An 11461-nucleotide genomic window follows, 5' to 3' on the forward strand; every position below is an offset into this window, starting at 1 on the left:
CGGGGACGGCGCGGGGGCATCGCCCGGGAGGTCGCTCGCGGCCTCCGCGGTGGGCGTGTCCCCGTACGCGGAACTGGTCTTCGACGCCCAGGGCGACGCCGATCCGGCCGGCCTGCGGGCCGTGGCCGACATCGACGCCACCGACCTGCTGGTCTTCGCGCACGGCTGGAACAGCGACCGGCCCGCGTCGATCCGCCTTTTCGACCGCTTCTACGCTCCCTTCGCCGGGCTGGTGGGGCCGGGGGTGCGGCTGGGGTACGCAGGAGTGGTGTGGCCCTCGATCCGCTTCCCGGACGAGCCGATACCGGACTTCGACTCCCTGATGGGGCCGGACGCATCCGCCGCCGACACCGCCCTGGACGCCGCGACGCGCAGGGCCCTCGCGGAGTTCTGGCCCGGGCACGGCGCGCAGCTGGACCGGGCGGCCGAACTGCTGGCCGCGCGGCCGGAGTCGGAGGACGCCCTCGCCGAGTTCGGCCTGCTCGTGCGGCGCCTGGCCGGGGTCGGCGGGACGGAGGCCGGCGGGACGGCGGGCGGCGGTGCGGTCCGGGTCGCCTCCGGGGGCGGGGGCACGCCGGACCGGGGGGTCCCCGCCATTTTCGCCGAGGACGTGCGCGAGGTGTGTCAGGCCCTCGCGGACGGCCTGGCGGCGGCGTCCTCGGACCCGTCCGCACCGGGGCGCTCGGCGGCGGGCGAACGGCGCGCCCTGTGGAACGGCGCGAAGGAGCTGCTCCGGCAGGCGACGTACTACGAGATGAAGAAACGGGCCGGAGCGGTCGGCGAACGGGGGCTCGGGCCGGCCCTCACCGAACTGGCGGCCCGGCGGCCGGGACTGCGCGTCCACCTGGTCGGCCACAGCTTCGGCGGCCGGGTGGCGGCGTTCTCCCTGCGCGCCGTCCCCGCCGGGGCCCGCCACGTGAAGTCGCTGACCTTGCTGCAGGGCGCCTTCTCGCACTACGCGTTCGCCGACCGGCTCCCCCACGACAGCCGGCGCGGCGGCGCCCTGCGCGGCATGCACCGCCGGGTCGACGGCCCCGTGGTGGCGTGCCACTCGAAGCACGACGCCGCACTGCGGGTCTTCTACCCGCTGGCCTCGCGAATGGCCGGGGATTCAGCCGGTCTGCTCGGGTTCGACGAGCGGTGGGGCGCGATCGGTCACGACGGGGTGCAGGCCGTCCCGGGAGCGGTGCGGCTCACCCTCGCGGCCGCGCTGCGGTCGGGGGTGCCGGCGTCCGGTTGCGTCAGTGTGGACGCCGCGTCGGTGGTCCGGCGCGGCGGTCCCCCCGCGGGGGCGCACAGCGACATCTGCCACGCGGAGCTGGCACGCGTGGTGGTGGCTGCGGGGCGCATGGGGCGCTGACTTCCGGCCATGTGCCACCCGCACGCCTCGTCCGCCCCCGCATGCGCCTGCGCCTGGAGGGGCATGTTGGGCACATCCCACGGTGCGTCGTCGTTCGACGGGGTACGGCGCCGCGGTGTGGACGGCGCGAGGCGGAGGTGAGGGTGTGATGGCAGGTTTCCGGAGCCTGGCTTACCAGGTGCGTGACGCGCGCAACGACCGTGCCCTGCGGCGCCATTCGCTGCGCCGCTGCCTGGAGCGGTTCGCGCCGTACGGGCACAGGGCGACCTGGTGGCACCTGTGCGACCGGCACGGGATCGCGCCGGAGGACCGGGCGGCGGACCCGCAGCGACTGGTCGCCGCGCTGGAGGAGCTGGAGGAGGCGCGCGCGGTCTGGCTGGCGTACGAGCGCCAGTTCGCGGAGCGGCGCCGGCGGGAGAAGCACGACGGGCTGCGCCGCCCCGAGTGGGCGTGGGGCGGCAGCGGGGACGCGGTCGTGCGGTGCGCCGACCCGGACGTACGGCCGGCCGGGACCCTGGCGGAGGTGCTGCGGCGGCTGGTCGCGGCCCTGGAGTCGGAGCCGGGGACGGCATGCCCCGTCTGCGGCGAGCGGGAACTGCACTGGCCCGCGCCGGTGCCCAACCCGAGACGGGGGCGCGGGGCCGGCCGCGGTACGGCGTGCGGGCGGCAGTCGGCGGGCCGCGGCAGCGGCGGCGGCCCCGGGCCGTGGGAGGGAGCGTGGGCCTGGGACGGCCCGGTCTGCGCAGGCTGCGGAATCGTGGTCCCCAGACCGGCCCTGGCGGACTCGGCCTGGGCCGCACCACCGGCTTCCGCCGCGGCCGGAGCGGCGTAACCCCGCCCGGAGCGAGCGGGTGACACGCCCGCCCCCGCGGATCGGGCGGGTGGCGGGGCGATGCGGGGCGCGGGGGTCTTCGCACCGCCGATCCAGCCCGCGCGGCGTCCGGGCGCTCCGGGCGCGCAGCACCCGGACTCCCTGCGGGGGCCCGCGGGGCTGCGGCTACAGCCGGGAGCCGGTGAGCTTCTCGCCGAAGACGTCGTCCGGATTGGACAGCGCGCAGTTCTGCAGCGAGAGGCAGCCGCAGCCGATGCAGTCCGCGAGGTGGTCCCGCAGCCTCAGCAACTGGTTGATCCGCTGTTCGAGCTCGCCGCGCCACGTCTCGGAGAGTCGCGCCCAGTCCTCGCGGTTGGGGGTCCGCTCCTCGGGGAGCTGAGCGAGTGCGTCGCGGATGGCGGCGAGCGGGATCCCGACACGCTGGGCGGCCCGTACGAAGGCGACCCGGCGCAGCGCGTCGCGGCTGTAGCGGCGCTGGTTGCCGGGGGTGCGCCGGCTGCTGATCAGGCCCTTGGACTCGTAGAAGTGGAGGGCGGAGACGGCCGCGCCGCTTCGGGCGGAGAGCTGGCCGACGGTGAGTTCGTGGATTTTCTCGGGAATCTGCGGCACCCGGCCGAGGGTAGTCGGCCGCGCCGCGCTCCGTTGACATATACATGCGGCCCCGGAATGCTGAGCAAGCGCTTGTTCGCCACGCGAGAGGGAGAGGCATGTCCGAGCCGAGGGTCTTCACGTCCGCCGAGGAACTGCGCGCCGGGATCGGCCATCCCCTCGGGCCGAGCGGATGGCTGGAGGTGGACCAGAAGCGGATCGACCTCTTCGCGGACGCCACCGGCGACCACCAGTGGATCCACGTGGACCCGGAGCGGGCCGCATCCGGGCCTTTCGGCTCGACCATCGCGCACGGCTACCTGACGCTGTCGCTGCTCCCGAGCCTGGTACCGCAGGTGATGCGGGTCGAGGGCATGCGGATGGGCATCAACTACGGCACGGAGAAGGTGCGTTTCCCGGCGCCGGTGCCCGTCGGGTCCCGGCTGCGCGCCACCGCCGTGATCACGGCGGTCACGGATACGGCGGACGGCGGCGTCCAGGTCGCGGCGACGGTCACCGTCGAGCGGGAGGGCGGCGACAAGCCGGTGTGCGTGGCGCAGTCGCTGTCCCGCTACTACTTCTGAGGCGGGGACCGGCTCAGCCGGCCGGCGCCGCGCCGACCATGCGCAGGACGAGGTCGGCGTAGAGCTCGCCGACCTCCTCCGGGGTGCGCCGCCCGGCCGCGTTGAACCAGCGGGCGACGTCGATGCAGAGGGACAGGACGGCGAGCGTGGTCCCCGGCACGTCGGGCACGTGGAACTCGCCCGCGGCGACTCCGTCGCCGAGGATGCGCCGCACGACGGCGTCGCTCTGGCGGCGCAGCTGCACGATCTCGTCGCGGTGCTCCGGGGCGAGGGCGTCCAGCTCGTACTGGACGACGCGGGCGGTGGTGTGGTGCGCGGCGTGCCACAGCACGAACGACCGGACGGCCGCACCGAGCCGGTCGGCCGCCGTGCCGGGGCCGGCGGCGGCCGTCTCCAGGATGTCCAGGGCCTTGTCGTGGCCTATCCGGCTGATCCGGTGGAGCAGCTCTTCCTTGGTCTTGTAGTGGATGTACAGGGCGGCTGGGCTCATGCCCGCCCGGCCTGCGATGTCCCGCGTGGTGGTGGCGTGGTAGCCGCGTTCCGCGAACGCCTCGACTGCGGCCACGAGCAGCCGCCGAGCGGCGTCGGGGGTGACTTCCGACCACGGCCGGTAGCCGCCGGCCGTCTCCTCCGCGCTGCCCATCGTTCGCCCACCTTCTCGTCACTGTCGGAAGGAACACCTTACCGGAGGGTGAGCAAGCGCTTAGACGCCGGAGCGGGAGATGGCCGCCCGGGGTCAGGCCTTCGGCTGGAAGGGGTCGTAGTCGGCGGGGATCTTCCGTACTCGGACGGGGCGGCGGCGGGTCGCGGCCTACCCCTTCGCGTTCGGCGCCACCGGTGGCCGCAGTGCGGCAGGCCTACCATGTGGCGCATGGCCAGACCGCGCAAGCCGCTCCTCAGCCGGGACCGCATCGTCGAGGCGGCGGGGGCCCTGGTGGACGCGGAGGGGCTGGAGGCGGTGTCGACGCGCCGGCTCGCGGCCGCGCTCGGCGTGAGCGGGCCGTCGCTGTACAACCACTTCCGCACCAAGGACGAGATCCTGGACGCCGTGGCCGACGCGGTGAGCGCGCGGGTCGACCTGTCGATGTTCGAGGCGGGGTCCGGCCGGGACTGGCGGTCGGCCCTGTACGCCTGGGCACACTCCTACCGGGACGCCCTGGCCGACCACCCCAACGTCGTGCCGGTGCTGGCCCGCGGCCCGGGACGGCGCCCGGCGGGGCTGCGGCTGGCGGACGCGGTGTTCGGGGCGATGACGGCGGCCGGCTGGCCGCCCGCCCAGGCGACGCGGATCGGCGCACTGATGCGGTACTTCATCCTCGGCTCGGCGGTGGGTTCGTTCGCCCGGGGTTTCGTGGACGACCGGGAGGCGTACGACCCGGCGGACTACCCGCACCTGGGCAGGGCGCACCTGCTGGCCGAGCGGCAGCGCGAGGTGGACGAAGGCGCGTTCGAGACCGGGCTGACCGCCCTGCTGGACGGCCTCTCCCTCCAGTACGCGGCCCTGCGCCGCCCCTGACCGCGCCCGCGGCCCCCTGCAGGGCGACGGCCGGGTCAGAAGACGACCAGCGAGCGGCCGCCCTTGCCGGCCTGCATCGCCTCGAAGGCGCCCGGGATGCCGTCGAGGGTGATCCGGTCCGTGACCATGGCGGCGAGGTCCAGGCGGCCGGCGCGCACGTGCTCGGCGATCACCGGCAGGTCGCGGGCCGGGTCGCAGTTCCCGTAGACGCAGCCGGTCAGGGTGCGGGCGAAGCGGAAGATGTCCATCGCGTTGAAGGCGACCTGCTGGTCCTTCCCGCCGATCCCGACGACGGTGGTGCGGCCGCCCCGCCGCGTGGAGTCCCAGGCGGCGCGGATGGACGAGGCCCGGCCGACGCACTCGACGGCCGCGTCCGCCCCGCGGCCCCCGGTGGCCGCCCGGATCTCCTCGACCGCGGTGTCGGAGGCGAGGACGAACCCGGTGGCCCCGGCCTCCCGGGCGAGTTCCTCCTTGACCGGTGAGACGTCGACGGCGACGATCCGCTCCGCTCCCGCGATCCGCGCGGCCTGCACGGCGGCCAGGCCGACGCCGCCGATGCCGAAGACGGCCACGGACTCGCCGGACCGGACGCGGGCGCTGTGGTGGACGGCCCCGTAGCCGGTGAGCACCGCGCAGCCGAGGAGCGCGGCCTCGGCGAGCGGGATCCCGGCCGGAGCGGGCACCACGCAGGCGGCCGCGACGACCGTCTCCTCGGCGAACGCGCCCACGTTCAGGCCCGGGTGCAGCGGCGTGCCCGCGGAGTCGTGGGCGTGGACCGCACCGACCCCTGCCAGGGCCTTGGCGCACAGCCACACCTCGCCGATCGAGCAGTGGTGGCAGCGCCCGCACGAGGGCGACCAGTTGAGCACGACCCCGTCGCCCGGGGCGACGTGGGTGACGCCCTCGCCGACCGCCAGGACCGTGCCGGAGCCCTCGTGGCCGAGGACGGCGGGCAGGGGGACCCGGACCGTCCCGTCGCAGACGGAGAGGTCGGAGTGGCACACCCCGGCGGCGGCGAGGCGGACCCGGACCTGCCCCGGCCCGGGGTCGGGCAGGACGATCTCCCGGACCTCCAGCGGTGCTCCGACGGCGGGCAGGACTGCGGCTCGGACCATGGTCGATCCCGTCTCTCGGGCCCCACCCGGCGGACCGGGTCGGGGCGGGTGTCAGAACTGGAGCGACTTCGTCTGGAGGTACTCCGCCAAGCCGTGCGGCCCGAGTTCGCGGCCGACGCCGGACTGCTTGTACCCGCCGAACGGCGCGAGGGGGTTGAAGCGGCCGCCGTTGATGTCGACCTGGCCGGTGTCCATGCGCCGGGCGAACGCGACGGCCGTCTCCTCGTCCGCCGCCCAGACGGCGCCGCCGAGCCCGTACACCGTGCCGTTGGCGATGCGCAGCGCCTCGTCCTCGTCGCCGTAGGCGATGATCGACAGGACGGGGCCGAAGATCTCCTCCTGCGCGATCACCATGTCGGGGGTGACGTCGGCGAAGAGGGTCGGGGCGACGTAGTAGCCGCGGGGGTGCGGGGCGTCGGGGCCTCCTGCGACGAGGCGGGCCCCCTCCTCGATGCCCTTGGCGATGTACGCGCGAACGCGGTCGCGCTGCTTGGCGTTGACGACCGGGCCGAGGCGGGTGCCCGGCTCGCGGGGGTCGCCGGCGGTGTACGGGGCGACGGCGGCGGCCGCGAGCGCGACGGCCTCCTCGTACTGGTCGCGGTGGACGAGCATCCGCGTGAGCGCGTTGCAGCTCTGGCCCGAGTTGTTCATGACGTGGCCCACGCCCGCCGCGACGGCCTTGGCCAGGTCGGCGCCGGGCAGGATGACGTTGGCCGACTTGCCGCCGAGTTCGAGGGCGACGCGCTTGACGGCGGCGCCGGCCGTGGCGCCGATCAGCCGGCCCACCGCGGTGGAGCCGGTGAAGGAGACCAGGTCCACGCCTTCGTGCGCGGCGAGGGCCTGCCCGGCGACCGGGCCGGTTCCGGTCACCAGGTTGAACACTCCGGCCGGGATGCCCGCCTCGTGCACGGCTTCGGCGAAGAGCTGTGCGGTCAGCGGGGTGTCCTCGGCCGGCTTGAGGACGAGGGTGCAGCCGGCGGCGAGAGCGGGTGCCACTTTGGCAACGATCTGGTGCAGCGGGTAGTTCCAGGGCGTGATGGCCCCGACCACGCCGACCGGTTCGAGCAGCACCGTGGAGTTGCCGATCCGCTCCTCGAAGGCGTACGAGGCGGCGAGCTCGGCGAAGGAGGCGGACACGGCGAGCGGCGCCCCCACGTGGACGCGCTCGGAGAAGCCCGTCGGGGAGCCCAGCTCGGCGGTGACGACCTCGGTGAACTCGGCCTTCCGGGCGGCCATCGCGTCGCGCAGGGCCCCGATCAGGGCCGCCCGCTCCGCCGGCGGCGTGGCCGCCCAGCCGGGAAAGGCGGCCCGGGCGGCGCGCACCGCCGCGTCCACGTCCTGCGCGTTGCCGGCCGGTACGTCGGCGATGACCTGCTCGTCGGCCGGGTTGACGACCTCGATGCGGTCGCGTCCGGCGGCGGGCCGCCATTCGCCGGCGATGTACATCCCGTCGTGGGCCTTCATGGCGCTTCCTCCCCCGAACACGCACGGGTGTGCGGACCTGGTCTGGTGGCCCCACCCTACAAACCGGCGCCGCCGCGCCGCGGGGGTGTCCGGCCGCGGCGGTCAGATGATGCCGAAAAGCATCCCTGCCGCGAGGACGGCGAGCGAGGTCAGCGCCGCCCATTTCACGGTGAAGCGGGTGTGGTCGCCGAACTCGACGCCGGCCATGCCGACGAGGACGTACACGGCCGGAACCAGCGGGCTGGACATGTGCAGGGCCTGGCCGACGAGCGAGGCGCGGGCGATCTCCAGCGGGGACACGCCGTGCGCGGCGCCGGCCTCGGCGAGGACGGGCAGCACACCGAAGTAGAAGCCGTCGTTCGACATGAAGTAGGTGAGCGGCAGGCTGAGGAGGCCGGTCACCAGGGCCATGTGCGGCCCCATGCCCTCGGGGACGGCGCCGACGAGCCAGTCCGCCATGTGCTTGACCATGCCGGTGCCGCTGAGGACGCCGGTGAAGACGGCGGCGGCGAAGACCATCCCGGCGACGTTGAGGACGTTGTCGGCGTGGGCGGCGATCCGGGCCTTCTGGTCGGGCATGTGCGGGAAGTTGACGGTGAGGGCGAGGGCGGCGCCGAGGAGGAACAGCACCGGGATGGGCAGCAACTCCATGATCATCGCGGTGAGGAGGGCGGCGGTGAGGCCGGCGTTGAACCAGTACAGCCGCGGCCGCAGCGTGGGCCGCCGCGGGTCGAGCCCCTGGAACCCGACGGCCGCTGTGCCGGCGGCGGGCGAAGCGGGACCGGAGGCCGCGCCGGACGCCGCACCGGAACGGGGCCCGGCATTCCGGCCGGAGGCAGCCGGGCCGGTCTCGGAGGTGTCGGTTTCGGCAGCGGCGGCGCTGTCGGCGGCGGCGACAGTGACCGGCTGCGGGTCGGCGCCGCCCGGCAGCGCGAGCATGCCGAGGCGGCGGCGCTCCTTCAGCCCGAGGGCGTAGGCGAGGGCGAACACACACAGCAGGCCGACGGCCAGGGCCGGGATCATCGGGACGAATATGTCGCCGGCGTCCAGTTTCAGGGCGGTGGCGGCGCGCGCCGTAGGCCCGCCCCACGGGAGGGTGTTCATGACGCCGTTGGCGGTGGCCGCGACCCCGGTCATGACGACGAGGCTCAGGCCGAGCCGCTTGTACAACGGGTACATGGCCGAGACAGTGATCATGAAGGTGGTGGACCCGTCGCCGTCGAGGGAGACGATCGCGGCGAGGACGGCGGTGCCGACGACGACGCGCACCGGGTCCGCCTTGCAGGAGCGGAGGATGCCCCGGACGACCGGGTCGAAGAGCCCGACGTCGATCATCACGCCGAAGTAGACGATGGCGAACATCAGCATGGCGGCGGTCGGGGCGAGTTTGCCGACGCCGTCGATGACGTAGTCGCCGAGGTGGGCGCCCTGCCCTGCGAACACGCAGAACAGCGCGGGGATGAGGACGAGCGCCGCGATGGGCGACATTTTCTTCATCATGATCAGGACCAGGAAAGTGGCGATCATGGCGAAGCCGAGGAAGGTCAGCATGCAGGGAACGTAGGGGGCCCGCAAAGGGCCCAACAAGACGTCCGGGCGTGAGCAATACGAGCAAAACCCCAGCTCAGGGCAGGGGCGCCAGTTCGACGGGGAAGCCGTTGAGGACCGCCGTGCCGGACAGCGGGTCGAGCCGGGAGCCGTCGAGGAGCTGATTGACGTTGGCCCCCGGCGAAGCGGCGGCGACGGACAGCCGGGCGCCGGCGCGGTCGTGGCCCCAGCCGTGCGGAAGGCTGACCACACCGGCGCGCACGGTGTCCGTGACCTCGACGGGCACCTCCAGGCTGCCGCCGTCGGCGGTGATCCGGGCCCGGCCGCCGTCGGTGAGGCCGAGCCGCTCCGCGTCCTGCGGGTGGACGTGGAGGGTGCAGCGGTTGGAACCTCCGATGAGGGCCGGGACGTTGTGCATCCAGCTGTTGTTGGACCGCAGGTGGCGGCGGCCCACGAGCACCAAGGCGGCGGGGCGTGCGGCGAGGGCGCTCCGCAGCCTGGGGAGTTCGGCCGCGATCGGGTCCGGCAGCAGCTCGATGCGGCCGCTGCGTGTCTTCAGCACGCCCGGGAGGCGGGGCTGCAGCGGGCCGAGGTCGATGCCGTGCGGCCGGTCGAGGAGCCGCGCCAGGGTGAGCCCTCCGCCGCCTCGCATGTCGGGGCCGGCGCCGAACAGGTCACCGTACGGGCCGAGCCGGAGCATCAGGTCGAGCCGCCGCTCGGGGCCGCTGTCGCCGGTGAGCAGCCCGGCGAGCCGGCCCGGGTCCTGCCCGTGCAGCGGCGAGTCGGGGTCGGCGGTCTCCTTCGCGAGGACGGCCCGGATGACGGGCTCGTCGACGGCGGCCGCCGCGTCGGGCACGGCGGGTCCGTGCAGCCCGGCTGCGGCGAGGACGAGGCGGGCGTGGATCTCGCACTCGTCGAGCAGCCCCTCCTGGAGCGGGACGGCGGGCCGGGTGTAGCGCACCTGGTTGCGTACGGCGAACCCGTTGAAGGCGAAGTCGTGGTGCGCGCTTTGTGCGGGCGGCGGAGGAGGCAGCACGACGTGGGCATGGCGTGAGGTCTCGTTGAGGTAGGGGTCGACGCTGACCATGAAGTCGAGGCCGGCCAGTGCCGCGTCGAGGCGCTGCCCGTCGGGGGCGGACAGCACCGGGTTCGCGGCGATGGCGACGAGGCCGCGGATCCGCCCCTCCCCCGGCGTCTCGATCTCCTCGGCCAGAGCGGCGAGCGGCAGCTCGGACTTGGCCTCGGGGTGGCCGCCGACCCGGCTGTGCCAGCGGCCGAGGGCGAAGCCCTTGCCCGGTCCGGCGGGCCGGGGCCGGGGGCCGGCGGCCGGAAGCGGGAAGAGGGCTCCGCCCGGCCGGTCGAGGTTGCCGGTGAGGATGTTGAGCACGTCGACGAGCCAGCTGGCGAGGGTGCCGAACTCCACGGTGCAGCTGCCGATCCGCCCGTAGACCGCGGCGGTGGGTGCGGCCGCCAGGTCGCGGGCGAGGTCGCGGATCTCGGCGGCCGGGATGTCGCAGGCCGGGGCGACGGCCTCGGGTGTGAAACGCGCGAGGGCATCGCGGAGTTCCCGGAGCCCGTGGAGGCGGTCGGCGAGTTCCTGCGGCAGCGTGGGGCGGTGTTCGGCGAGCAGGGTGCGGGCGAGCGCGGCCAGCAGGAGGGCGTCGCTGCCGGGGCGGGGTGCGAGGTGCCGGTCGGCGAGGCGCGCGGTGCGGGTGCGGCGGGGGTCGACGACGACGAGGGCGCCGCCGCGGGCGCGCAGCGCCTTCAGCCGGCCCGGGAAGTCGGGGGCGGTGCACAGCGAGCCGTTGGATTCGACCGGGTTGGCGCCGATCAGGAGCAGGAAGTCGGTGCGGTCGAGGTCGGGGACGGGGATGGCGAACGGGTCACCGAACAGCAGGCCGCTGGAGACGTGCTTGGGCATCTGGTCGAGGGTGCTGGCCGTGAAGAGGTTGCGCGTGCCGAGCGTCCGCAGGAGCAGCGGCGGGTAGAGGGCGCCGGCCATGGTGTGGACGTTCGGGTTGCCGAGGACGACGCCGACGGACTGCGCTCCGTGCTCCGAGACGAGCGCCGGGAGCGCGGTGGCGACGGCTTCGAAGGCCTCGTCCCATCCTGCCTTCCGCAGCCGTCCGCCGCGCCGGACGAGCGGGGCGCGCAGCCGGTCGGGGTCGGAGTCGAGCGCGCCGAAGGCCGCCCCCTTCGGGCAGACGAAGCCGCGGCTGAAGACGTCCTCGCGGTCGCCGCGGGCGCCGGTGACGGCGGCGCCGTCAATGGTGAGCGTGAGGCCGCAGGTGGCTTCGCAGAGGGGGCAGATGCGCAGGGCGGTGCGGGGCATGGGCCCTCCCGGGCGGCAGGCTGGCAGGCGGCGGGCACGTCGGCGTCGTACGGGCGCCCCGAGCATACCGACCGGTACGCATGTCGGGGAGGGTGCGGCGCGGAAAGGCGCGGGCGGGGTGC

10 protein-coding genes are annotated in these 11461 nt (G+C 74.8%); 4 read left to right on the plus strand and 6 right to left on the minus strand.

Features of this window, described 5'->3' with window-relative positions:
• Positions 1–49 precede the first annotated feature (49 nt).
• The gene (locus EF903_RS19775) at positions 50–1360 is read left to right on the plus strand and encodes a serine-threonine protein kinase (protein ID WP_399421250.1); all 1311 of its coding nucleotides are present in this window, start codon (positions 50–52) and stop codon (positions 1358–1360) included.
• A gap of 148 nt (positions 1361–1508) precedes the next feature.
• Complete coding sequence (locus EF903_RS19780; protein WP_125545002.1) at positions 1509–2192, plus strand: hypothetical protein; 684 nt, start codon at positions 1509–1511, stop codon at positions 2190–2192.
• A gap of 165 nt (positions 2193–2357) precedes the next feature.
• Here EF903_RS19780 and soxR read toward each other — a convergent pair whose 3' ends face one another.
• A complete protein-coding gene (gene soxR / locus EF903_RS19785) occupies positions 2358–2801 on the minus strand; it encodes a redox-sensitive transcriptional activator SoxR (protein ID WP_125545004.1) in 444 nt (147 codons plus the stop codon).
• A 98-nt stretch (positions 2802–2899) separates the two neighbouring features.
• Here soxR and EF903_RS19790 point away from each other — a divergent pair, with 98 nt between their 5' ends.
• Entirely contained in the window at positions 2900–3364 is a 465-nt protein-coding gene (locus tag EF903_RS19790) for a MaoC family dehydratase (RefSeq protein ID WP_125545006.1), read from the plus strand.
• Between the two features lie 13 nt (positions 3365–3377).
• Here the strand turns inward: EF903_RS19790 and EF903_RS19795 are convergent, their stop codons facing one another.
• Complete coding sequence (locus EF903_RS19795; protein ID WP_125545008.1) at positions 3378–4007, minus strand: TetR/AcrR family transcriptional regulator; 630 nt, start codon at positions 4005–4007, stop codon at positions 3378–3380.
• A 228-nt stretch (positions 4008–4235) separates the two neighbouring features.
• On the opposite strand from EF903_RS19795, the gene EF903_RS19800 reads away from it, so the two are divergent.
• Positions 4236–4880 carry a TetR/AcrR family transcriptional regulator gene (locus EF903_RS19800; protein ID WP_125545010.1) on the plus strand — a complete coding sequence of 215 codons (645 nt, stop codon included), beginning with the start codon at positions 4236–4238 and terminating at the stop codon, positions 4878–4880.
• Positions 4881–4915: 35 nt separating this feature from the next.
• Here EF903_RS19800 and EF903_RS19805 read toward each other — a convergent pair whose 3' ends face one another.
• The 4 genes from EF903_RS19805 to EF903_RS19820 form a co-directional block, all read right to left on the minus strand.
• Entirely contained in the window at positions 4916–5995 is a 1080-nt protein-coding gene (locus EF903_RS19805) for a Zn-dependent alcohol dehydrogenase (protein ID WP_125545011.1), read from the minus strand.
• A 51-nt stretch (positions 5996–6046) separates the two neighbouring features.
• Positions 6047–7459 (minus strand): aldehyde dehydrogenase family protein, encoded by a 1413-nt coding sequence (locus EF903_RS19810; protein ID WP_125545013.1) that lies wholly within the window; start codon positions 7457–7459, stop codon positions 6047–6049.
• A 102-nt stretch (positions 7460–7561) separates the two neighbouring features.
• Positions 7562–9010 (minus strand): CitMHS family transporter, encoded by a 1449-nt coding sequence (locus EF903_RS19815; RefSeq protein WP_125545015.1) that lies wholly within the window; start codon positions 9008–9010, stop codon positions 7562–7564.
• A 73-nt stretch (positions 9011–9083) separates the two neighbouring features.
• Positions 9084–11339 carry a molybdopterin oxidoreductase family protein gene (locus EF903_RS19820; protein ID WP_125545017.1) on the minus strand — a complete coding sequence of 752 codons (2256 nt, stop codon included), beginning with the start codon at positions 11337–11339 and terminating at the stop codon, positions 9084–9086.
• Positions 11340–11461 lie beyond the last annotated feature (122 nt).

This window comes from Streptomyces sp. WAC05292, from assembly GCF_003949955.1.
Taxonomy (GTDB): domain Bacteria; phylum Actinomycetota; class Actinomycetes; order Streptomycetales; family Streptomycetaceae; genus Streptomyces; species Streptomyces globosus.

Coding starts and splice junctions, on each gene's coding strand:
- EF903_RS19780 (WP_125545002.1), top strand. CDS start 1,509: ATGGCAGGTTTCCGGAGCCTGGCTTACCAGGTGCGTGACGCGCGCAAC.
- EF903_RS19810 (WP_125545013.1), bottom strand. CDS start 7,459: ATGAAGGCCCACGACGGGATGTACATCGCCGGCGAATGGCGGCCCGCC.
- EF903_RS19805 (WP_125545011.1), bottom strand. CDS start 5,995: ATGGTCCGAGCCGCAGTCCTGCCCGCCGTCGGAGCACCGCTGGAGGTC.
- EF903_RS19790 (WP_125545006.1), top strand. CDS start 2,900: ATGTCCGAGCCGAGGGTCTTCACGTCCGCCGAGGAACTGCGCGCCGGG.
- EF903_RS19800 (WP_125545010.1), top strand. CDS start 4,236: ATGGCCAGACCGCGCAAGCCGCTCCTCAGCCGGGACCGCATCGTCGAG.
- EF903_RS19820 (WP_125545017.1), bottom strand. CDS start 11,339: ATGCCCCGCACCGCCCTGCGCATCTGCCCCCTCTGCGAAGCCACCTGC.
- EF903_RS19815 (WP_125545015.1), bottom strand. CDS start 9,010: ATGCTGACCTTCCTCGGCTTCGCCATGATCGCCACTTTCCTGGTCCTG.
- EF903_RS19795 (WP_125545008.1), bottom strand. CDS start 4,007: ATGGGCAGCGCGGAGGAGACGGCCGGCGGCTACCGGCCGTGGTCGGAA.